This is a genomic window from Streptosporangium sp. NPDC023615 (genome assembly GCF_040640155.1).
Classification (GTDB): Bacteria; Actinomycetota; Actinomycetes; order Streptosporangiales; family Streptosporangiaceae; genus Streptosporangium.
This window is the reverse complement of record NZ_JBFABE010000067.1, coordinates 1-22093: the sequence shown is the minus strand read 5'-3', so window position 1 is coordinate 22093 and position 22093 is coordinate 1. Positions and strand designations below refer to the sequence as shown.

Sequence of the window (22093 nt, the reverse complement as noted above, 5' to 3'; positions counted from 1 at the left end):
CACGGCGGCCCCGCGGGTTCGTCGTACGAAGACCGGCCACGCACCCAAGACCAGGCCGCGCACCCGGCACGGCCGCGCGCCCGGCACCCGTCACGCACCCGGCGCGGGACGTCGGGCGGTCAGTACCAGATGGTCACCTCGGTGCCGGGCGGGGCCGACAGCCCGCCCGCCGGGAGCTGGGCCACCACCCTGCCCCGGCCCAGCGTTCGCCTCATCTTCACCTTCATCCCGGCGGCGCGCAGTTCGTCCCGCGCCGCCCTGAAGTCCTTGAACACGATGTTCGGGATCACCACGACGTTGTCGCCCCCGCCGTCCGGGGGAGCCTGGCCGTCGCGCTCCCACGGCCAGTGCCACTCGGTGTTGCACTGCGACAGGGTCAGCCGGACCACGGCGCCCTTGTCGATCTCCGCCTTGGGCAGCGGCTCCTGGGCGATGACCGTGCACGGCTGGGCGCTGTCGGTCTGCTCGACGAACTCGGGCGTGAACCCCGCCCCGCGCAGCACCCCGTCGGCCTGGTCGCGGGGCATGCCCCTGACGTCCGGCATGAGCAGTCCGGCGCTCACCACCAGGTCGACCTTGCTGTTCTCCTTGACCAGGTTCCCCACGGCCGGGACGGTCCGCATCACCTGACCGCGCGGAACGGTCTCGCTGGCCTGCTTCCTGATGTCGTCCACGGTGATCAGGGACTCGGCGAGCCTGCTCCTGGCCTCCGGCTCGCTCATGCCGACGACGTTGGGCACCGCGACCCTCTTGGGCCCGGCCGAGGCGATGAGGATCAGCTTGCTGCCCGGTTCGGCCTCGGTGCCGGCCACGGGGTCGGTGCGCAGCACGGTACCCTTGGGGGCCTTCTCGTCGTGCTCGGCCTTGCCCCGCTCGACGACGAAGCCACGCTGCCTGGCCTCGTCGGTGGCGATCGTGACGTTCTTGCCGACCAGGGTGGCGGGCACCACGATGGTGGTGTTCTGCGAGAACAGCCAGCCGGTCACCCCCACCGCGATCACCATGACCACGGCCAGCCCGATGAGGAACCAGCGGGCGCCCGCCGACCGGCGGGGCTTGGCGGCGGGAACGGGCGGGGTCGTCCCGGCCGCCGGGCCGGTGAGCAGGTCGGCGCGCGGCTGGATCAGCGTGGCGTTGACCGGGGCGGGCGGCTCGGGCGCCGCCGCGGCGTGCGCGTGCGGGGCGCCGATCGGGACGGACGGGTGCGGGACGCTGTCGCGGGGCAGCATCCGGTGGGCCTCGACCGCCGCGACCAGCAGGGCGGTGGCGTCCGCCGGGCGGTGGGCGGGGTCGCGGGCGGTCGCCGCGGCCACCAGGTTGTCGAGCAGCGGGGGAGAGCCGGGCAGCACCGACGAGGGCGTCGGCACGGTGTCGTGCACGTGCCGGTAGGCCACCGACATGGGCGTCTCGCCCTCGTACGGCTGGCGGCCGGTCAGCAGCTCGAACAGCATGATCCCGGCCGCGTAGACGTCGCTGCGCGCGTCCGTCGCGCCGGCGGTCACCTGCTCGGGCGACATGTAGCCGATGGTGCCGATCATGACGCCGGTCCGCGTCTGGTTGGTCGCCTCGACCGCGCGGGCCAGGCCGAAGTCCACGACCTTGACCCTGCCGTCGTCGGCGAGCAGCACGTTCTCGGGCTTGACGTCCCGGTGCACCAGCCCCGCCTGGTGGGCGGCGCCCAGCGCGGCGAGGACCGGGATCATGACCTCCAGCGCCTCGCGGGCGGGCAGCCTGCCGCGGGCGCGCAGCACGTCGCGCAGCGTCCGCCCCGGCACGTACTCCATCGAGAGGTAGACGTTGTCGCCGTCGGTGCCCTGGTCGAAGACGTGCACCACGTTGGGGTGCGACAGGCTCGCCACCGACTTGGCCTCGCCGATGAAGCGCCGCACGAACGCGGGGTCCTCGGCGAGCGAGCGGTGCATCACCTTCACGGCGACCGTGCGGTCGAGCCGGATGTCCAGGGCCAGATAGACGGTCGCCATACCGCCCCGGGCGATCCGGGACTCGACGCGGTATCGACCGTCGAGGAGTTTCCCGACCAGGGGATCCGTAAGCGTCGTGTCCACGAGGCCGAGTTTACGGGCGATTTGGCGCCGACAGGGTCCTCGAATCCCAAACCGATGCCGAGACGTGGTCGTTTTCTAGCGATGAAGAGGGGAGGATGCCTCCGCGTAGCGACGCCGGGGTATCCGCCCGGCCAGGCGCGCCGCCCGGCCCGCCTCCACGGCCGAGCGCATCGCCCGCGCCATCAGCTCCGGACGCCGCGCGCGGGTGACCGCGGTGGCCAGCAGCACCGCGTCGCAGCCCAGCTCCATGGCCAGCGCCGCGTCGCTGGCGGTGCCGATCCCGGCGTCCAGGATCACCGGCACGTTCGCGAACTCCACGATCAGCTCGATGTTGTGCGGGTTGCGGATGCCCAGCCCGGAGCCGATCGGCGCGCCCAGCGGCATCACCGCGGCGCAGCCGGCCTGCTCCAGCCTGCGGGCCAGCACCGGGTCGTCGCCGATGTAGGGCAGCACCGTGAACCCGTCGGCGACCAGCCGCTCGGCCGCGTCGAAGGTCTCGATGGGATCGGGCAGCAGGGTGCGCTCGTCGGCGATGACCTCGAGCTTGACCCAGTCCGTCCCCAGCGCCTCCCGGGCGAGCCTGGCGGTCAGCACGGCCTCCCCGGCGGTGAAGCAGCCCGCGGTGTTCGGCAGCACCTTGATGTCGCGCCGGCGCAGCACGTCGAGCACCGACCCCTGGGCGGCGGGGTCGAGCCGTCGCATCGCGACCGTGGTCAGCTCGGTCCCCGAGGCGGCGAGCGCCTGGTCGAGGACCTCCAGGGACGGGGCGCCCCCGGTGCCCATGATGAGGCGTGAGGAGAACTTCTCGTCCCCGATGAGCAGGTCGTCCGTCATGTCGTTCACGTTCATCCTCCCTGGACCGCGGTGAGCACCTCGACGCGGTCGGCCTCGCCGAGCGCGGTGGACTCCCAGGCGCCGCGCGGGACGACCTCGTCGTTCACCGCCACGGCCACCCCGCTCGGCGCCTCGGTCAGCCGCCGTACGGCCTGCGCCACGGTCGCCCCCGCGGGCAGCTCGCAGGCGGTGCCGTTGACGGTCACGCTGATGGTCGTGTTCATCGCTGCTCCCGCGGTGTGTTCTCGATGGGACCCGTCCGCGGGGGACGCGGCGGGGCGGCCCTCGCGAAACGGAGCGGGGAGCAGAGCCCCGCCAGTTCCGTGAGCACCGGATCGCCCCCGCCGGAGCCCCCGCCGGAGTCCTCGCCCGCGCAGAGGTCGGCGGTGAGCGGGGCGAGCAGCACCCCGCCGCGGTGGTGCCCGGTGGCGAGATCGAGGCCGGGCATGATCGTGGGGCCGACCAGCGGCAGGTTGTCGGGGGTGCCGGGGCGCAGCCCGGCGATCGTCTCGGTCACCTCCAGCTCGGTCACGCCGGGGACGAGCTCGCGCGCGTCGCGCAGCAGCTCCCAGAGCCCGCCGGCGGTGACGCGGGTGTCGAAACCGAGCTCCTCCTGGGTGGCGCCGAGCACCAGCTCGCCGTCGCCGCGCGGCACCAGGTAGACGTGGGAGCCGTGCACGACGCCGCGCACGCAGCGGCTCAGGACCGGTTCGGGGGAGCGGAGCCGCATGATCTGGCCCTTGACCGGCCGCACCGGCGGGAGCACCTCGGGCGGCACCCCCTCCAGCGAACCCGACCAGGCGCCGGCGGCCAGGACCACCCGGCCCGAGGCCAGGCTCCCGCCGCTCGCCAGCCGTACGCCGCGCGCCGCGCCCGAGGACGTGAGCAGCCCGGTCACCCGGTCCGCCACCAGGGTGGCGCCCGCGGCGTCCAGGGCCGCCAGAAGGGCGGCGGTGACCTTCCTGGGGTCCACCCAGGCGTCCCCGCCGGCCAGCATGCCGCCGCGGACGGAGGGCGCCAGCATGGGTTCCAGGCGGCGGCACTCCCGTCCGGTGAGGCGTTCGGCGGGCAGCCCCAGCGCGGCGGTGAAGGCGGCGAGATCGTCCAGCGCGGCCAGGTCGTCGGAGCCGAAGGCCACGTCGAGCGTGCCGTCGGCGCGGTGGTCGAGATCGTACCCGCTCGCCCGGGTCAGCTCGGCGGCGAAGGCGGGCCAGCGTTCCAGGGAGGCCAGTCCCAGCCGGAGCAGCGGCTCCTCGGTGTAGGTGACCTCGCTGACCGGGGCCAGCATGCCCGCGGCCGCGTGCGAGGCGCCGGAGACGGGCGCGGGATCGATCACGGCCACCCGCTGTCCCCGGCCGGTGGCGCGCCAGGCCACCGACAGGCCGATGACGCCGCCGCCGACGACGACGAGGTCGAAAAGGTCGGGCATACGTGCTCCGCTCCCTTCGCCGGCATGACCCGGATCAGGTTCGTGGCGGTCGAGGGCCCGCTCGCGGCCGCCCGGCGGGACCTCGCCGCCCCGCGCGTGCCGGGCCGCGCCGCCTCGGCGGCGCCCTGCCTCACACGTCACGTGGCTCGCAGGAGTCCTGCCCAGCCCCGCGGCCCTCCTCTCAGCCCGGTGCGTCCGGGCTCCCGCGCGTCTTCTCCGTCCACCCTAAGGGTTGCGGCAACATCCTTAGAGCGTCAGATGTGAGGTAAATCCCTCTTTCGTTATCAACGACCGTTGGTAGGAGGGCGGTGCTGACGCTTATGGTCAGGAAGTGTGAATCATGTCGTGGTGGTTGGTGCCGGCCTGGCCGGTGTGCGCAGCGTCGAGGCGTTACGGGCCCGCGGGTTCGGCGGCACGATCACACTGATCGGGGAGGAGCGGCACCGGCCCTACGACCGGCCGCCCCTGTCCAAGGCCGTGCTGCTCGGCGGGACCGACTCCACGGTGGTCGACGCCGACCTCGACGCGCTCGAGGTCGACTTCCGCGCGGGCGTGGCCGCCAAGGGCCTGCACCCGGGGGTGGTCGAGACCACCGAGGGTGAGATGGCCTACGACGGGCTGGTCGTGGCCACCGGCGCCCACCCGATCCGGCTGCGCGGCGACGGCCCCCAGCACGTGCTGCGCACCATCGACGACGCCCTCGCGCTGCGCGCCCTGCTCCGGCCGGGCAGGCGGGTCGCCGTCGTCGGCGCGGGCTGGATCGGCGCCGAGGTGGCCACTGCCGCCCGCCGGGCCGGCTGCGCGGTGACCGTGGTCGAGGCCGCCTCCACCCCGCTGGCCGCCGCGCTCGGCGAGATCGGCCTGCACACCACCGCGTGGTACGCCGAGGCCGGCGTGGACCTCCGCCTGAGCACCGTGGTCGCCTCCGTCGACCACGGCGGGCTCACCCTGGCCGACGCCTCGGCGGTCGAGGCCGACGTCGTGGTCACCGGCGTGGGCGTGCGGCCCGCCGTCGAGTGGCTGGCCGGATCGGGGATCACGCTGGAGGACGGCGTGGTCACCGACGAGCACCTGGGCACCTCGCTGCCCGGCGTGGTCGCCGTGGGCGACTGCGCGGCCTGGTGGTCGCGCCGCTACGGCCTGAGGCTGCGCGTCGAGCACTGGGACACCGCCCTGGGCGCCCCGGACGTGGCCGCGGCCACCCTGGTCGGGGACGACGCCGTCTACGACCCCGTGCCCTACTTCTGGTCCGAGCAGTTCGGCCACATGGTCCAGTACGCCGGCCACCACGACGGGGCCCGGCCGATCCGGCGCGGCGACCCGTCCGTCCCGGGGAAACCCCGCTGGGGGATGTGCTGGGTGGACGGCGAGGACCGGCTCGTCGCGGTCCTGGCGGTGAACCGCCCCCGCGATCTCGTCCAGGGGCGCCGCCTCATCGAGGGCGGCCAGCGCCTGGACGTCGAGCGCCTCGCCGACCCTGCGATAGCGTTGCGCGACTGTACGGCGGCGTAACCTCGCCGCGGGGTGTTTGGCGAAGGGCTCGATGTGGTAGTGGTGGATTCGTGACGCTTTCTGTTGCGCAGATCGACCGGGAGACCGACCAGCTGGTGGGCGAGTGGCTCACCCTGACCGAGGTCGCCAGAAGGCTCAACCTGAGCGCCGGTCGCGCCAAGCAACTTCTCAAGGACCGCAAGCTCATCGGGGTGCGCAGGGGAGGCGGCGAGCCGCAGGTCCCGGCCGCGTTCCTCGCCGGCACGGAGGTCGTCAAGGGCCTCTCGGGCACCCTCACCGTGCTCCTCGACGCCGGATACGACGACGTGGAGTCGCTCCGCTGGCTCTTCACACCCGACGACACCCTGCCCGGGTCGCCGGTCGACGCGATCGTGGCGGGCCGCCACACCGAAGTGAAGAGACGTGCCCAGGCCCTCGGTTTCTGACGCCCGGCTGTACCTGTGCACCGACGGGCGGCGTGACCGGGGGGACCTCGCGGACTTCCTCGACGCCGCCCTCGCGGGCGGGGTCGACATCGTGCAACTGCGCGAGAAGGGCCTGGAGGCGCGCGAGGAGCTCGACCTCCTGGCCGTCTTCCGCGAGGCCTGCGACCGCCACGGGACGCTCCTGGCCGTGAACGACAGGGCCGACATCGCCTACGCGTGCCGCCCCGACGTGCTCCACCTCGGCCAGGGCGACCTGCCGGTGCCGGTCGCCCGCGAGCTGCTCGGCGACGACATCCTCATCGGGCGTTCCACTCACGCCCCCGAGGAGGCCGCCGCCGCGGCCGTCGAGCCCGGGGTCGACTACTTCTGCTGCGGCCCGATCTGGCCGACGCCCACCAAGCCCGGCAGGCACGCCCCGGGGCCCGGCCTGCTCACCGGCGCCGCGGCCCTGGAGACCGACCGGCCCTGGTTCGGCATCGGCGGCATCGACCTGGACAACCTCGACGAGGTCATGTCGTACGGGGTGCGCCGCGTCGTGGTCGTGCGGGCCGTCACCGAGGCCGACGACCCCAAGGCGGCGGCCGAGGAGTTCAAGCGGAGGCTGGCCGCCCCCGCCTGAACGCCTTCCGGCCGAGGCCGGCCGGGCCGGGCTCAGGTGCGCCTGGAGGTGGCGGCCACCGCCAGGTCGGCCAGGGCCGTGCGGGCCTCCGGGCGGATCGGGGCGCCCTCCAGCGAGCCGAGCGCGTTCTCCAGGTAGCCCTTGATCAGGTCCTCGCAGGCCACCAGGGCGCCGGTCTCCTCGATGATCGCGCGGAGCGCGTCGATCCCGGCCGCGTCCAGGTCCGGGTCGCCGAGCGTGGCGCGCACCACCTTGGCCTGGGACCCGGAGGCGGCGGCGAGCGTGCGGGCCACCAGCATCGTCCGCTTGCCCTCGCGAAGATCGTCACCGGCCGGCTTGCCGGTCTCGTCGGGGTCGCCGAAGACGCCGAGGATGTCGTCGCGCAACTGGAAGGCGATCCCCACCGACTGCCCGTACTCCTCGCAGAGCCGGTCGATCCAGGGCTGCCTGCCCTGCGCCGCCAGCACCAGGCCGAGCCGGAGCGGCTGCTCCACCGAGTACTTGCCGCTCTTGAACAGGGCGACCCGGAGGGCGCTCTCGAAGGTGCCCTCGCCGTGCGCCTGCTCCAGCAGGTCGAAGTACTGGCCGCACATCAGCTCGGTGCGCATGTCGTCGTGGACCTTCTGGGCGGCGGCCAGCGAGGCGGCCGGCAGGCCGCTGTTCCGCCACATCTCCCCGGACCAGACGAGCATCAGATTGCCCAGCAGGATGGCGGCGCCCTCCCCGAACTGCTCCGCCGAGCCGTGCCAGCCGGCCTCGCGGTGCAGCCTCTCGAACCTGCGGTGAGCCGAGGGCATGCCCCGGCGCCGATCGCTGGCGTCCATCACGTCGTCGTGCACAAGGGCGCTGGCCTGCAGCAGCTCCAGCGAGGCGGCGGCGGTGAAGAGCGCCGGGTCGTCACCCCCGCCCGCGCCGCGCCAGCCCCAGTAGCAGAACGCGGGCCGCAGCCGCTTGCCGCCGGCCAGGAAGTCCTCGGCGGCCGAGACCAGGGGGACCAGTTCCGGAGCGCCGATCTGGGGGCGCTGTTGATCCACGAACCGCCGGAGAGAACGATCCACTTCGGAGCGGATGGTGTCCAGCGCGGCTACGGAAGCGGTCATCGAATACCTCCAGTGTGGAGACCCTTGGCTTCAGCTCTGGGGGGAAGACGCGGTGCGGTGCCACCCGCCGTGACGACGTGCCGGGCGGTGGCGACACCACGACCACCGTACGCATGATCGACAAGATTCTCCCCACCGGGTCGGCGGGGAGCCGTAACGACTGAAGAACCGCTGTACGACATAACATTTCGGGATTTCTGCAACCGAGTCATATGGAGACCGATCTGTGATGCGTGGAATCCGCCGACTCGGACCGCAAGAAGAGGTTGGATGTCCAGATTAACCGCCCATCAGTGCATTCAGATCTATAAATGCCTCTGTTTAATGATCATCTTCTCAAGTGAGACGTGAGCCTTCTGATCGGGCACCGAGGGGTCCGGGCAAGTATCCTTGCCCCATGGCTCTGGGTCGCCCGTCCTTCCTGCCCGATCGCGTCGCCACCGTCCGCGAGCTCCTCGCCGCCGGTGCCCGTTCGTTCTCCTTCGAGTTCTCCCCCCCGAAGACCGACGAGGGGGAGCGCCAGCTCTGGCGTGCCGTCCGCGAGCTGGAGTCGCTGCACCCCACCTTCGTCTCCGTCACCTACGGCGCCGGCGGCAGCACCCGCGACCGCACGGTCGACATCGTGGAGCGGATCGCGCACGAGACCACGCTCACCCCGGTGGCCCACTTCACCGCGGTCAACCACTCCATCCGTGAGCTTCGTCACCTGATCGGCCGGTTCGCCGGGGCGGGGGTGCGCAACATCCTCGCCGTGCGGGGCGACCCGCCCGGCGACGTCACGGGCGAGTGGGTGCGCCACCCCGAGGGCGTCCTGTACGCCGAGGAGCTGGTCCGCCTCATCCGCCAGTCCGGCGACTTCTGCGTGGGCGTGGCGGCCTTCCCGTACAAGCACCCCCGGTCGTCGTCGATCGAGTCCGACACCGAGCACTTCGTGCGCAAGTGCCGCGCGGGCGCCGACTACGCGATCACCCAGATGTTCTTCCGCGCGGAGGACTACCTGCGGTTGCGCGACCGGGTGGCGGCGGCCGGCTGCGACACGCCGATCATCCCCGGCATCATGCCCGTCACCCAGATCAGCACCATCGCCAGGTCCGAGCAGCTCTCCGGGGCGCCGTTCCCTCCCGAGGTGGCCGAGCGGTTCGCGGCCGTCGCCGACGACCCGGCCGCGGTGCGCGCCCTGGGCATCGAGCACGCCGCCGAGCTCTGCCAGACCCTGCTCGACGAGGGCGCGCCCGGCATCCACTTCATCACCTTCAACCGCTCCAGCGCCACCCGTGAGGTCTTCCAGGCCCTCGACCACACGCCGCACCCCGCCTCCGTGCGGGTCTGAGCGGCCCGCCACGGGTCCTCCGTACGGCAAGGGGACGGCAGGGGGCGGCAGGGACGGGGCGACCGCGCCCCGTCCCGGCGGGGCGTCTCAGCCGCTCAGCGGGAGGGCGGTGCCGAGGATCGCGTAGCGCTCGTGCCCGCCGGGGAAGACGAACCGGGTGAGCAGGTCCACGAAACCGACGCTGCGGTACAGGTGCCGGGCGGCCGTGTGCCCGTCGCGGGTGGAGAGCACGGCGGTGCGCTCCAGACGGCCCGCGCATATGCCGGCCACCAGCGCCCGGCCGATGCCCTTGCCCTGGTGGTCGGGGTGGACATGGATCTCGGCGAGCTCCAGCGCGTCCCCCAGCCAGTGCCGGGCGTCGTCCTCGCCGTACCGCTCGACCAGGGCCCGGCGGACCACGTCGTGCCACCACTGGCCGGGGACCCCGTGGAAGCCGTACGCCACGCCCACCGGGACGCCGGCCTCGTCCTCGGCGAACAGGCAGGTGAAGGCGGGGTGGGCGGCGTGGTTCCGCATGATCGCCCTGCGGCCCGAGAGCTGGTCGGTGGGCGGGTCCATCGCACGGGTGTAGACGTCGAGGACCGCGTCCAGCCGGAGCGTGAACTCGTCGGGGCCGATCCGTCGCAGTCCGATCACGCGTCGCACATTAGCAGGGCGGCACCCGCACCCGGCCGGCGCGCCGGCCGGGTGCGGCCGGGCGCCGGATCCCTCACTCGACCTCGACGGGAACGCCGCCGGTGATGCGGACCAGTTCGTCGAAGGAGGTCGGGAAGACGGTGTGCGGGTGGCCCGCGGCGGCCCAGACGACCTCGTGCCCGCCCAGCCAGACGTCGACCAGCGTCCTGATCGGGGCGGGATGGCCGACCGGGGCGACCCCGCCGATGGCCTGACCGGTGGCCGCCCGGACGAAGGCGGCGTCGGCGCGCCGCACCCGCGCCGCGCCGATCCTCTCCGCGACCAGGCCGGTGTCCACCCGGTGGGCGCCGCTGGTGAGCACGAGGAGCGGGTCGCCGTCGGCCTCGAAGACGAGGCTGTTGGCGATGGCCCCGACCTCGCAGCCGAGCTGCGCGGCCGCGGTGGCGGCGGTCGGGGTGGCCTCGGCGAAGACGACGATCTCACCGGGGACGCCGTGCTCGCGCAGCGCCGCGGCGACCTTCTCGACGTTCGGATGCAACTTTTCTGGCACGCGGACACTCTAAACAGATCGGCGGCCGTTTGCCGCTTCATGACCGTTCGCTTGCACGTGGTGGACGTGCGCTATGGTCCCTTGACCCGATCGATAGCGACATGAGGAGTTGGTGAAAAATGGGGGTTGGACGGCGGCTGGGAACGGCCGCACTGACGACGGCGAGTGCCGTGCTCTTCTCCTCGATCTCGGTGCCCTCGGCGTCCTGGGCTACCGCCGCCGCGGCCCCGGCCGTGGCTTCGAGCTCGTCGGCGACGGTCCTGACGGCCGGTGGGACGGCGCTCCCGGACGCGGCGTTCCCGGGCAGGGGGGCCTGGGGTAGGGGTTCCTCGGGTACGGCGGCGGCCTCCGGAAGGTCCGCTCTCGTCGCGCCCGGCAAGACGCTCAAGCTCGGCGCCAAGGGCGCCGCGGTGAAGGTGCTGCAGAGCAGGCTGGCCGCGCTCGGTTACGCGCCGGGCAGGATCGACGGCCGCTACGGCGGAGCGACGCTGGCGGCGGTCTGGGCCTTCCAGAAGGTGAACGGCATCCGGCCGACCAGCACGGTGGCGCGCAGGACCTGGAGCGCCCTGGAGGCGCCGAGGGCACCCAGGGTGCTGGTCCGCAACGGCAAACCCACCCGGGTGGAGGTCGACCTCGCCAAGCAGGTGATGGTCCTCTACGTCGGCGGGGTGGTGAAACTGATCAGCCACACCTCCTCGGGCAGCGGGATCGCCTACTGCGAGACGGCCACCTGGCAGGGCAGGACCCAGCGGTTCTGCGGGAACGCCCGCACGCCCACCGGCGACTACAAGACCACCTGGCGCCGTGACGGCTGGCATGTGTCCTATCTGGGACAGCTCTACAACCCGATCTTCTTCAACGGCGGCATCGCCTTCCACGGCGCGCTGTCGGTGCCGCTGGCGCCCGCCTCCCACGGTTGCGTCCGGCTGCCGATGCACGTGGCGGAGGTCCTTCCCGGCCTGCTCGGCACGGGGGTGCCGGTACACGTACGGGGCAGGTTCGTCCGCTAGCGAGCGATGACGAGGGACACGGCCGGTTCCGGTCGTTCCCGGCCGGTCGGCCGGTCACCCGGTCGGCCGGTGGCCGGTGGCCGGTGGCCGGTGGGTTCTCGGCCCGCCGGTCCTGACGCGCAGGTCCGGTGGTCCCGTCGAAGGCCCCGGGAGGTTCTCCTCCCGGGGCCTTCGCGTGTGCGAGGGCCCGCGCGCGTGTGAACGGATACCGAAGATCGAACTTTTGTTCGCCGTATCACTTGACAGTGCGAGTGGTCGAATTTATGTTCGATGGTAATGACGCGGGGCTCGCGGCCCGCGTCCAGGGCGGTCGAGCGGGCCGGCGTCGTCGGCGGAGACGATCGGGTTCGCTCGGGACGGGCGGGGAGAGGGGAAGCTCCTCGTCCGGCCGTCCGGCGAATTTGTCGGTGGGGTCTGCGAGTGTGGTATCCACCGGCGAAAACGCCGGGAGCCGCTTGCGACCTAGGAGGCTGAAGCGCATGACCCCTCGGCTCAGCGATTCCGGCGGGCCCCGGTTGTCCCCCACGGTGCGGGCGCACCTCACAGACGCGCGCGACTGCCTCGAAGAGGCCGCCGCCGCTCGGACGTCCGCCACACGTTACGTCGCGGCGCACCTCGCGGCGCTGAGGGCGGCGGCCGCCGTCCTGGCCGCGCGCCCCCGTCCCATGCAGGGCCGCAGGCGCCGGCTCCGCAGCGCCTGGGAGCTGCTGCCCGAGGCCGAGCCTCGACTGGCCGACTGGGCGCCCTACTTCGAGATGAGCGCCGCCAAGCGCGCCTCGGCCGAGGCGGGGATGACCCGCGTCGTGTCGTCGAGGGACGCCGAGGAGCTCATCTCCGAGGCCGAGCGTTTCGTCACCGAGGTGGAGGATCTGCTCGGCGTGCCGGCACAACCCATGCTCCCCGGTCGCGTCCCCCTGGCCGGGTAGCTCCTTTCGGAACCGTCTCCCGGCCGGTGGCGCCGTCGCCTCCGGCCGCCCCCCATCTCACCGTGGCGCTCTCGCCCCCGGCCACCCTCTCCCGGTCTCGCCGGTGACCCTGTCGCCCCGGGTCCCCGCCTCGCCGGGTGGCTCGCGCCCCTCTCAGGGGCCGCCCCCCCGGACCCGCCCCCCGTCCCGGCCCTCGCCCTTCCGGCGTCCCGTCCCGGCCGGTCCCGGCCGCCTCTCGTCCCGGCCGATCCCGCTCCGGCGACCGGTCGATCCCAGGTACCCGCCCGGTTCCCGGCACCCGCTCGGTCACCGGCACCCACTGGGTTCCCGGCACCCACCAGGTCCCCGGCGGCCGCCCGGTCTCAGGCGGCCGAGGAGGTGCGATGGGCTGCGCGGTGACGGAGCAGCAGCATGGCCGCGTCGTCGCCCAGGGGCCTGCCCACATGGCGCAGCAGGTCGGCGCGAAGGTCGTCCAGCGACCCCTGGGGGTCGGCGCCGTCCAGCAGATGCGCCCGCTCTGCCAGCGGGTAGAACTCCCCCTCCTCGTCACGGGCCTCGATGACCCCGTCGGTGTAGAAGAGGACCTGGTCGCCCGGCTGGAAGGGGACGCGGTAGGGCTGCGGCCGGCTGGTCTGGAGCGAGCTCATGCCCAGCGGGAGCGCCTCGTCCGGTGGGTCGGCGAACCAGATGCCGCCGTCGCCGCCGAGCACCATGGGCGGCGGATGGCCGCAGTTGACGACCGTGATGGCGGGTCCGCCGCCGATCTCGGCCAGCACGGCGGTCACGAACTGCTCACCGGAGAGCTCTCTGGTCAGGGCGTTCTCCAGGCGGGTCACCACACCCTGGAGCGTTCCCTCGTCATGGGCCGCCTCCCGGAAGGCGCCGAGGACCACGGCCGCGGTCTCCACCGCCTCCAGGCCCTTGCCCTGGACGTCCCCCACGATGATCCGGACCCCGTGCGGGGTGCTGACGACCTCGTACAGGTCGCCGCCGATCCTGGCCTCGGCGGTGGCGGAGGTGTAGGAGACGGCCACGCCGATGCCGGGGCCCGCCCGGCGCGGCACCGGCCGCAGCAGCACCCGCTGGGCGGCCTCGGCCACCGAGCGCACGTCGGCGAGCTGGTTCTCGTGGCGCAGCCGTCCGGCGCTGGCCAGCACGCTGGCCACGGTGACGCCGAGGATGGCGACCATGGTGATGTTGGTGCGGGGCATCCAGAGGATGTCGTTGTAGAGGCCGAGAAAGACGCACAGGGCCAGGGCGACGACCCCGACGACGGTGGTGCGCGTCAGCCCGCACGCCACGCTGGCGAAGGCCGGCCCGAGGGCGAGCAACGGCAGGAGACCCGAGGTGGGGCCCGAGCCGAAGTCGATGAGGGCCACCACGGCCATCACGATGAACGGCAGGAGCTTGAGGGTGTCCTGCGTCCGGGTGGTGCCGATGGAGGTCAGCAACCGAAGGAAGGCCTTCGTCCTGGTGGACCCCAGTGAGGTCGCCAGGGCGCGAAGGCGGCTTTCGGGGCGCGATCGAGAGCGATCGGGCCGATCGTCTCCCGGAGCCATCTCCACCACATCTCGCTGAGGGCATGTCTGCCTTTTCCTACCACAGTGACCAGCGCGCGGGTGGGAGGAAAGGCCTCTTCAGCTAAGAGCGGCATTGTCGGCGGGTGGGCACGCCGGGGCAGGCGCACCCACGACCGGTCGGATCGTCAGAAGGATTCGACGGCCCGGCGAGCCTCGGGGTCCAGGACGCCCCAGCCGATGAGCTCCTCGGTGAGCTCGCTGGGGGACTTGTCGTATATCACGGCGAGGGAGCGCAGGTCCTCCTGGCGGATGGACAGCACCTTGCCGTTGTAGTCACCACGCTGGCTCTGGATGGTCGCCGCGTAGCGGGCGAGCGCGCCGGCCTTCTCCTTGGGGAGCTGGGCGAGGCGCTCAAGGTCGATGACAAGCTTCGGTGTCGGGCCGAGGGGGCTGGGAGCGGCCCCGCCGGGCAGCAACTCCGAGACCGGCACCCCGTAGAAATCAGCAAGCTCGGCAAGCTTCTGCACCGTTACGGCACGGTCGCCACGCTCGTAGGACCCGACGACCACCGCCTTCCAGCGCCCACGGGACTTCTCCTCGACCCCGTGCAGGGACAGGCCCTGCTGGGTGCGGATGGCACGAAGTCTTCCACCCAGTGACTTGGCGTACTCAGACGGCATGGTGTGGCCCCCCGGCTCTCTATGCACTGCTCTCAACTTGATTGTGCTACCTCGCAACTTATGCCCCAATCACCGGGTTGTGCCCGGGGCAGGCGCCCGTGGTGACCGGTGCGTCAGGGTTCATCCGATAACGCTCCGAGGTATGGTTACGGACAGTGACGGTAAAGCGGTGGGCGCCTAAGGTCAAGCTGATTGGAAAAAAGATGCCGAATCCGGTCCGGTGGGATCCGCCTCAAACGCCGTGATCGTCCCATGAGGGTGGGCGGAACATCAGGTTTTTCCGGGGTTTCGGGCCGTATCCCGTGCCGTCCGCGGAATTCGGGTCAACATGATCACCGGGCTCGGCGAGGCGCGTATGATCTTCAGTGAGGTGTCGCCGAGGAATACCCGGCGCAACGGTCCCGTCCGGCTGGAGGCACAGATCAGCAGCGCGTCCTCGTGCCAGCCGGAACTCGCCAGCGCCGTCTCCACGTTCCCGCCCTCCAGCACCTCCACCTCCACCTCCACCGTCATGCCGGCCTCGGTCCCGGTCCCACCGGTCCCGGCGTCGATCCGCCCGTGGGCCAGGGCCGCGGCCTCCAGGTCGGCCGCGGCCCGCTCGCGCACCCGCAGGAGCATCTCCCGGTCGGCGCTGCTCCGCCGCCCGCCGCCCGTCACGAGGGTGATCAGGCGCAGCGGCACGCCCATCCCGGCCGCGACCGTGGCGGCCTGGTGGACGGTCTCGGCGCAGGCGGGGCCGCGCCGGTAGGCCACCGCCAGCCGGACCAGCCTCTCCGGGGCCGTGACGGCGTACCCCTGGGGGGCGAGCGCCACCGGCACCGGCGAGCCGTGCAGGAGCTGGTCGGCGGTGCTGCCCAGGCGGATGCGCCCGCGCGCGCCGCGCGGCGCCGGGCCGACGGCCACCACGTCGGCCCCGATCCGGCCGGCGAGCGCGGCCAGGCCGCGCCCGCTGCCACGGTCGCCCTGCGAGAGGAAGTCGATCTCCACGTCCCGTACGCCCGAGAGCTGCTCGCGCGCCGCCGAGAGCGTCTGGGCCGCCTGACGGGCGACGTGGGCCCGCCACTCGGCGTCGACCTTGCCCGGCCCCGGCGTGGTCCAGGCGGGCACGTGCACGTGGGCGACGGTCAGCCCGGCGCCGGCCTGCCTGGCCAGCAGCAGGGCCAGCGCCAGCCCGTCCCGTCCGCCCGAGCCGGGGACGAACCCGGCGAGCACGTGTTCGATCTTCATCGGTCGCTCCCGTTGAGACGCGAGTGGCGGTAGCCGTAGAGGAAGTAGGCCAGCAGGCCGACCGCCATCCAGATCCCGAAGGCCAGCCAGGTGACACCGGCCAGGCCGGCCATCACCACGATGCAGAAGATCACCCCGAGGATCGGGGTGACCGGGAAGAACGGCGTCCTGAAGCTGCGCGGGAGGTCCGGGCGGGTGCGGCGCAGCACGAGCACGCCCAGGTTCACGATCGCGAAGGCGAACAGGGTGCCGATGCTGGTGGCCTCGGCGAGCTGCCCCAGCGGGATGAACCCGGCCAGCACCGAGACGAAGGCGGCCACGATGAGCGTGTTGGCGACCGGCACCTGGCGGCGCGGGCTCACCCTCGCGAAGATCTTCGGGATCAGCCCGTCGCGCGACATGGCGAACAGGATGCGGGTCTGGCCGTAGAGCACGGTGAGCACCACGCTGGCGATGGCGATGGCCGCGCCGAAGGAGATGACCAACCCCGGCCAGGTGGCGCCGGCCGCCTGTTTGGCGATCAGGGACAGGCCCGCCTCGGTGCTCTCCGGGTCGAACTCCTGCCACGGCATGGCGCCGACGGCGGCCAGCGCCACCAGCACGTAGACGAGCGTGACGACGCCCAGCGAGAGCATGATCGCCCGGGGGAGGTCGCGCTTGGGGTTCTTGGCCTCCTCACCGGCCGTCGAGGCCGCGTCGAAGCCGATGTAGGAGAAGAACACCTGCGAGGCGGCGGCGGTGATGCCCGCGATGCCCAGCGGGGCGAACGGAGCCAGGTTGCCCGCGTTGAAGGCGGTGAACGCCACGACGCAGAAGAACACCAGCACCGCGATCTTGATGAGCACGAAGACGGCGTTGGCGCCGGCGCTCTCCGAGGCGCCGCGCAGCAGCATCCAGGTGGCCAGCAGGACGATCAGGATCGCGGTCAGGTTGATCACGCCGCCCTGCTGGCCGGGGGAGTTGGTCAGGGCCGCCGGCAGCGTCCAGCCGAACAGGTCGTCCAGGAAGGAGTTGAGGTACTCTCCCCAGCCGACCGCCACCGCCGCCACCGAGACGGCGTACTCCAGCATCAGGCACCAGCCGCACACCCACGCCACCAGCTCGCCCATGGTCGCGTAGGCGTAGGAGTACGACGAACCCGCGACCGGGATCGTGCCCGCCAGCTCGGCGTACGAGAGCGCGGAGAACAGGGCGGTGACCGCGGCCAGCAGGAAGGCGACGACCACCGCCGGACCCGCCTTGGGCACGGCCTGGCCGAGGATCACGAAGATCCCGGTCCCGAGCGTGGCGCCGATGCTGAACAGGGTGAGCTGCCACAGGGTCATGGTCCTGCGCAGCTCACCGCCCTCGCCGTGACCGCCCTCGGCGACGATCTCCTCGGTCGGCTTGGTACGCGACAGCCGACGGACCACCGAAGTCATCCGGCCTCCCTTCCCTCCACTGCACCGTCTACGGTGATGATCCGTCGTGCCCGGGGGAGAGGCCAGGCCTCGCGGTGACGCTCACACGCCCTCGCGCTCCAGCGGGCAGCTCATGCAGCGCGGACCGCCGCGCCCCCGGCCGAGCTCGCTGCCCCGGATCGTGATCACCTCGATCCCGTTCGCGCTCAGGTGGTTGTTGGTGGTGGTGTTGCGCTCGTAGGCCACGACCACGCCCGGCCGCAGGGCCAGCACGTTGCAGCCGTCGTCCCACTGCTCGCGCTCGGAGGCGTACACGTCCTGCGTGGCGGTCAGGACCTTGATGTCGTCCAGGTCGAGCGCCCGCGCGATGGCCCGGTGCATGTCCTCGGCCGGATGGTCGGTGATCTTGAGTTCCTTCTCGTTGTCCCCGGGCTCGACCGTGTAGGAGGGCAGCATGCCCAGACCGGCGAACTTGGTGAACACGCCGACGTCCACGTTGGTCATGACCGTGTCCAGGTGCATGAACGCCCGTGCCTTCGGCATGTTCAGCGCGACGATCCTCGTGGCCGCCCCCTGCCGGAACAGGCTGCGCGCCAGCATCTCCACCGCCTGCGGCTGGGTGCGTTCGCTGATCCCCACCAGCACCACGCCCCCGCCCAGGACGAGGACGTCGCCGCCCTCGATGGTGGCGGGCGCGGAGGGCGTCCCGGCCATCCAGACGTTGTAGCCGCCCTCGCCGGGCCGGTCGTAGCCGGGGGCGAACGTCGGGTGGTACCGGTAGATCGCCTCCATGTTGACGGTCTCGCGGCGGCGCGCCTTCTTCCTCATCGGGTTGATCGAGACGCCGTCGTAGATCCAGCAGGAGGTGTCGCGGGTGAACAGGTGGTTGGGCAGCGGGGGCAGGACGAAGTCGTCCGGGCCCAGGGTGTGGAAGGCCAGGCTCTTGGGGTCGGTGCCCATCTCGACCATCTCGCGCTTGGTGATGCCGCCGGTGAGGTAGCGCTGGAGCGTCACCGAGTCCATCGAGTCCAGCGCGTTGCGGACGGCGTCGACGGCCATCGGGCCGAAGAAGCGCTCGTCGGTGACGCCGTCCAGGATGTGCTTGCGCGCCTCGGGGATCTCCACCGTCTCGCGCAGCAGGTCGGAGAGCATGTGGACGGTCACCCCCTGGTCGACCAGGAGCTTCTGCCACTCCTCGTGCTCCTCCACGGCGCGCTGCACCCAGAGCACGTCGTCGAAGAGGAAGTCGTCCTTGTTCGACGGCGTGAGCCGTTTCAGGGCGAGCTCGGGCCTGTGCAGCAGGACCTGGTGGAGCCGGCCGACCTCGGAGTCGACGTGAAAGGTCATTGGGGTTCCTTCTCGGCTGGTGACGAGAGCGGCGGGCGGGCGGTGCCGGGGGTCACCCGGGCGCTCGGGCATACTCCGCCGTGGGGCGGATGTAAGCCGCATACCCATCAAAACCACTGAGAGTCTGGAGGATTTAGATATTTATTCGCTTTTGAAGTGACCCCGCCGCTTCGCAGCGGCCAGGCTCTCCTCGAAGCGGCCTCGCCCCTCGAGGCGACCCCATCCCCTTGGAGACGACCCCGCCCCCTCGAAGCGCCCCGCCCACCCGGGGCGGGTCGGACGCACGGGAAGGACCGGGGCGGCTCCGCCCCCGCCCCGGGTGAACCGGGACCCGGCTGGTAGCGTGAGGGCATCGACTTCCTTTAAGACCCGTCCCGTGAGGCGGGAAAGGTGGTGTTACTCCTTGGCCGAGGCCGTTTCGCGTGCGCCCGCCGGCGCCCGCGCCGTGCTGGAGGAGCCCGACATCAACCGGGCCCTCATCCGCATCTCCCACGAGATCCTCGAACGCACCAAGGGCGGCGAGAACGTCGTCCTGCTGGGCATTCCCACCCGCGGCGTCCATCTGGCCCGCCGCCTGGCCGCCCACATCAGGCAGTTCGAGGGCCGCGCCGTCCCCGTCGGCTCCCTCGACGTCACCATGTACCGCGACGACCTGCGGCTGCGGCCGGCCCGTGCGCTGGGCCGCACCGAGCTGCCCGCGGACGGCATCGACGGCCGCCTCGTCGTCCTCGTCGACGACGTCCTCTACTCGGGCCGCACCGTCCGCGCCGCGCTCGACGCCCTCAACGACCTGGGCCGCCCGCAGGCCGTGCAGCTCGCCGCCCTGGTCGACCGGGGCCACCGCGAGCTGCCCATCCGCCCCGACTACGTGGGCAAGAACCTGCCGACCTCCAAGTCCGAGAGCGTCAAGGTCTACCTGGAGGAGAACGACGGCCGTGACGCGGTCCTGCTGCTGAAGGGGGAGGACCTGTGAAGCGGCACCTGCTCTCCGCTGCCGACCTGACCCGCGACGACGCCCTGCTCATCCTGGACACCGCCGACGAGATGGCGAAGATCTCGGAACGTTCCATCAAGAAGCTCCCCACCCTGCGGGGCCGCACCGTGGTGAACCTCTTCTTCGAGGACTCCACCCGCACCCGGATCTCCTTCGAGGCGGCGGCCAAGCGCCTGTCGGCCGACGTGATCAACTTCTCGGCCAAGGGGTCCAGCGTCTCCAAGGGCGAGTCGCTCAAGGACACCGCCCTGACCCTGGAGGCGATGGGCGCCGACGCCGTCGTCATCCGCCACGGAGCCTCCGGCGCGCCGCACCGGCTGGCCGGCTGGGTACGCGGCAGCGTCGTCAACGCCGGTGACGGCACCCACGAGCACCCCACCCAGGCCCTCCTGGACGCCTTCACCATGCGCCGCCGCCTCGGCGCGCTGGACGGCCGCAGGGTCACCATCGTCGGCGACGTGCTGCACAGCCGGGTGGCCCGCTCCAACGTGCTGCTGCTGGCCACGCTCGGGGCCGAGGTGACGCTGGTCGCCCCGCCCACCCTGTTCCCGGTCAACGTGGACACCTGGCCGTGCGAGGTCTCCTACGACCTGGACGGGGTGCTGCCCAAGTCCGACGTGGTGATGATGCTGCGCGTGCAGCGCGAGCGGATGAACGCGGCGTTCTTCCCCACCGAGCGGGAGTACAGCCGCCGCTACGGGCTCGACCGCGACCGTGTCGCCAAGATGCCCGACCACGCCATCGTGATGCACCCCGGGCCGATGAACCGGGGAATGGAGATCGCGGCGGAGGTGGCCGACTCGCCGCGCTCGACGATCGTCGAGCAGGTCGCCAACGGTGTGACCGCGCGCATGGCCGTCCTGTACCTGCTGCTCGGCGGCGCCGACCTCGGAGGAGACAAGTAGATGGACGAGCGTAACGGCACCGGCGGCCATGACCTCCTCATCAAGGGCGCCGGCATCCTCGGCGGCCAGAGCGCCGACATCCTGATCCGCGGCGGGCTGGTGGCGGAGATCGGCCACGGCCTGGAGGGCGGCCCGACGGAGCGCCCGGGTCCCGGGCCCGTCGAGATCGTCGAGGCCGGGGGCCTGATCGCCCTTCCCGGCCTGGTGGACCTGCACACCCACCTGCGCGAGCCCGGCCGCGAGGACGCCGAGACCGTGGAGACCGGCACCCGGGCCGCGGCCCGGGGCGGCTACACCGCCGTGCACGCCATGGCCAACACCGACCCGGTCGCCGACACCGCGGGCGTCGTCGAGCAGGTCTGGCGCCTGGGCCAGGAGTCGGGCCGCTGCGACGTACGTCCCGTCGGCGCCGTCACCGTCGGCCTGCAGGGCGAGCGTCTCGCCGAGCTCGGCGCCATGGCCGACTCCGCCGCGCAGGTGCGGGTCTTCTCCGACGACGGCAAGTGCGTCTGGGACGCGGTGCTCATGCGCCGCGCCCTGGAGTACGTCAAGGCGTTCGACGGCGTCGTCGCCCAGCACGCCCAGGAGCCGAGGCTGACCGCCGGCGCGCAGATGAACGAGGGCGCGGTCTCCGGCCGGCTCGGCCTGACCGGGTGGCCCGCGGTCGCCGAGGAGGCGATCATCTCCCGCGACTGCCTGCTGGCCGCCCACGTCGGCTCGCGCCTGCACATCTGCCACGTCTCCACCGCCGGTTCGGTGGAGATCATCCGCTGGGCCAAGTCCAAGGGCTGGGACGTCACCGCCGAGGTGACCCCGCACCACCTGCTCCTGACCGACGACCTGGTCGAGGACTCCCCGCTCGGCTCCTACAACCCCATCTACAAGGTCAACCCGCCGCTGCGCACCCGCGCGGACGTCGAGGCGCTGCGCGAGGCCCTGGCCGACGGCACGATCGACTGCGTGGCCACCGACCACGCCCCCCACCCGGTCGAGGACAAGGAGACCGAGTGGGCCGCCGCCGCGATGGGCATGATCGGCCTGGAGACGGCGCTCGCGGTGGTTCAGGAGGCGATGGTGGAGACCGGGTTGCTCGACTGGGCCGGCGTCGCCGAGCGCATGTCCGCGGCCCCCGCCAGGATCGGCAGGGTCGCCGGGCACGGCAGGCCGATCGCCGTCGGCGAGCCGGCCAACATCACCCTGTACGACCCGGCGGTGCGCGCCGCGGTCGACCCGGCGGGGTACGCCTCGAAGAGCCGCAACACGCCGTACGAGGGGCTGCCCCTGCCCGGCCGCGTGGTGGCGACCTTCCTGCGCGGCAGGCCCACCGTCCTGGACGGGAAGCTCACGTGAGGGCCGCCCGAGGCGTGCCCGTGCTCGGACGCGGGGCGCGCGGGGGGTTCCCCCTTTCCGGCCCGGATCGCGGGCGCGTCCCGCATGGCGGACGTCCGACACCCCGCCGTGCCGGATATTTCATACTTTGTGGTGTTGTTACCGAGACGATCGGGGTGGGTGAATGACCGCGGTATTGGTGCTGGAGGACGGACGTGTCTTCCACGGGACCTCCTACGGAGCCGAGGGGGAGA

The 22093-nt window shown here is 72.3% G+C and carries 21 protein-coding genes; 9 read left to right on the top strand and 12 right to left on the bottom strand.

Going from position 1 to position 22093, the window contains the following annotated elements:
- Window positions 1-119: 119 nt before the first annotated feature.
- The 4 genes from pknB to thiO all read right to left on the bottom strand — a co-directional run bounded on the left by pknB (window position 120) and on the right by thiO (window position 4329).
- A complete protein-coding gene (pknB, locus tag AB0G16_RS31735) occupies window positions 120-2066 on the bottom strand; it encodes a Stk1 family PASTA domain-containing Ser/Thr kinase (protein WP_362813360.1) in 1947 nt (648 codons plus the stop codon).
- A gap of 75 nt (window positions 2067-2141) precedes the next feature.
- Window positions 2142-2900: a thiazole synthase gene (locus AB0G16_RS31730; protein ID WP_362813406.1), complete on the bottom strand. Its 759-nt coding sequence runs from the start codon at window positions 2898-2900 to the stop codon at window positions 2142-2144.
- Between the two features lie 11 nt (window positions 2901-2911).
- Window positions 2912-3112 (bottom strand): sulfur carrier protein ThiS, encoded by a 201-nt coding sequence (gene thiS / locus AB0G16_RS31725; RefSeq protein WP_362813403.1) that lies wholly within the window; start codon window positions 3110-3112, stop codon window positions 2912-2914.
- Between the two features lie 8 nt (window positions 3113-3120).
- On the bottom strand, window positions 3121-4329 hold the full coding sequence (gene thiO / locus AB0G16_RS31720; RefSeq protein WP_362813358.1) for a glycine oxidase ThiO: 1209 nt from the start codon (window positions 4327-4329) through the stop codon (window positions 3121-3123).
- A gap of 333 nt (window positions 4330-4662) precedes the next feature.
- On the opposite strand from thiO, the gene AB0G16_RS31715 reads away from it, so the two are divergent.
- From AB0G16_RS31715 to thiE, 3 genes are read left to right on the top strand one after another with little or no spacing between them, the layout of a single operon-like run.
- Window positions 4663-5841: an FAD-dependent oxidoreductase gene (locus tag AB0G16_RS31715; RefSeq protein WP_362813355.1), complete on the top strand. Its 1179-nt coding sequence runs from the start codon at window positions 4663-4665 to the stop codon at window positions 5839-5841.
- Window positions 5842-5891: 50 nt separating this feature from the next.
- Window positions 5892-6266: an Rv2175c family DNA-binding protein gene (locus AB0G16_RS31710; protein ID WP_344896565.1), complete on the top strand. Its 375-nt coding sequence runs from the start codon at window positions 5892-5894 to the stop codon at window positions 6264-6266.
- Window positions 6244-6885, top strand: a complete 642-nt coding sequence (gene thiE / locus AB0G16_RS31705) for a thiamine phosphate synthase (RefSeq protein ID WP_362813352.1) — start codon at window positions 6244-6246, stop codon at window positions 6883-6885. Before AB0G16_RS31710 ends, thiE begins: the two co-directional genes overlap by 23 nt.
- Before the next feature lie 32 nt (window positions 6886-6917).
- Here the strand turns inward: thiE and AB0G16_RS31700 are convergent, their stop codons facing one another.
- Window positions 6918-7985 (bottom strand): polyprenyl synthetase family protein, encoded by a 1068-nt coding sequence (locus AB0G16_RS31700; RefSeq protein WP_362813348.1) that lies wholly within the window; start codon window positions 7983-7985, stop codon window positions 6918-6920.
- 397 nt (window positions 7986-8382) lie between these two features.
- Between AB0G16_RS31700 and metF the strand changes: the two genes are divergently transcribed.
- A complete protein-coding gene (gene metF / locus AB0G16_RS31695) occupies window positions 8383-9315 on the top strand; it encodes a methylenetetrahydrofolate reductase [NAD(P)H] (protein WP_362813345.1) in 933 nt (310 codons plus the stop codon).
- A gap of 87 nt (window positions 9316-9402) precedes the next feature.
- On the opposite strand, the gene AB0G16_RS31690 is transcribed toward metF, so the two are convergent.
- Both AB0G16_RS31690 and AB0G16_RS31685 read right to left on the bottom strand, forming a co-directional pair.
- Complete coding sequence (locus AB0G16_RS31690) at window positions 9403-9951, bottom strand: GNAT family N-acetyltransferase (RefSeq protein WP_362813342.1); 549 nt, start codon at window positions 9949-9951, stop codon at window positions 9403-9405.
- Between the two features lie 73 nt (window positions 9952-10024).
- Window positions 10025-10501: a YbaK/EbsC family protein gene (locus tag AB0G16_RS31685; RefSeq protein WP_362813339.1), complete on the bottom strand. Its 477-nt coding sequence runs from the start codon at window positions 10499-10501 to the stop codon at window positions 10025-10027.
- A gap of 119 nt (window positions 10502-10620) precedes the next feature.
- On the opposite strand from AB0G16_RS31685, the gene AB0G16_RS31680 reads away from it, so the two are divergent.
- Window positions 10621-11511, top strand: coding sequence for a L,D-transpeptidase family protein (locus AB0G16_RS31680; RefSeq protein WP_362813336.1), 891 nt, complete (start codon window positions 10621-10623; stop codon window positions 11509-11511).
- Window positions 11512-11990: 479 nt separating this feature from the next.
- Window positions 11991-12437 carry an SAV_6107 family HEPN domain-containing protein gene (locus AB0G16_RS31675; RefSeq protein WP_362813333.1) on the top strand — a complete coding sequence of 149 codons (447 nt, stop codon included), beginning with the start codon at window positions 11991-11993 and terminating at the stop codon, window positions 12435-12437.
- A 362-nt stretch (window positions 12438-12799) separates the two neighbouring features.
- Here AB0G16_RS31675 and AB0G16_RS31670 read toward each other — a convergent pair whose 3' ends face one another.
- The 5 genes from AB0G16_RS31670 to AB0G16_RS31650 form a co-directional block, all read right to left on the bottom strand.
- Window positions 12800-13888, bottom strand: a complete 1089-nt coding sequence (locus AB0G16_RS31670) for a PP2C family protein-serine/threonine phosphatase (RefSeq protein WP_362813330.1) — start codon at window positions 13886-13888, stop codon at window positions 12800-12802.
- Window positions 13889-14142: 254 nt separating this feature from the next.
- Window positions 14143-14637, bottom strand: coding sequence for a transcriptional regulator (locus AB0G16_RS31665; RefSeq protein WP_362813327.1), 495 nt, complete (start codon window positions 14635-14637; stop codon window positions 14143-14145).
- Window positions 14638-14907: 270 nt separating this feature from the next.
- A complete protein-coding gene (locus AB0G16_RS31660; protein WP_362813324.1) occupies window positions 14908-15864 on the bottom strand; it encodes a universal stress protein in 957 nt (318 codons plus the stop codon).
- A complete protein-coding gene (locus tag AB0G16_RS31655) occupies window positions 15861-17285 on the bottom strand; it encodes an amino acid permease (RefSeq protein WP_362813321.1) in 1425 nt (474 codons plus the stop codon). The genes AB0G16_RS31660 and AB0G16_RS31655 overlap by 4 nt, the downstream gene beginning before the upstream one ends.
- 81 nt (window positions 17286-17366) lie before the next feature.
- Window positions 17367-18611, bottom strand: coding sequence for an arginine deiminase (locus AB0G16_RS31650; protein ID WP_362813318.1), 1245 nt, complete (start codon window positions 18609-18611; stop codon window positions 17367-17369).
- 403 nt (window positions 18612-19014) lie between these two features.
- Between AB0G16_RS31650 and pyrR the strand changes: the two genes are divergently transcribed.
- The 3 genes from pyrR to AB0G16_RS31635 are packed head-to-tail and all read left to right on the top strand — an operon-like array spanning window position 19015 to window position 21860.
- Entirely contained in the window at window positions 19015-19584 is a 570-nt protein-coding gene (pyrR, locus tag AB0G16_RS31645) for a bifunctional pyr operon transcriptional regulator/uracil phosphoribosyltransferase PyrR (RefSeq protein ID WP_362813315.1), read from the top strand.
- On the top strand, window positions 19581-20510 hold the full coding sequence (locus AB0G16_RS31640; RefSeq protein WP_362813311.1) for an aspartate carbamoyltransferase catalytic subunit: 930 nt from the start codon (window positions 19581-19583) through the stop codon (window positions 20508-20510). The genes pyrR and AB0G16_RS31640 overlap by 4 nt, the downstream gene beginning before the upstream one ends.
- Window positions 20511-21860, top strand: a complete 1350-nt coding sequence (locus tag AB0G16_RS31635; RefSeq protein WP_362813308.1) for a dihydroorotase — start codon at window positions 20511-20513, stop codon at window positions 21858-21860. It abuts the gene before it with no gap.
- Window positions 21861-22093: the final 233 nt, after the last annotated feature.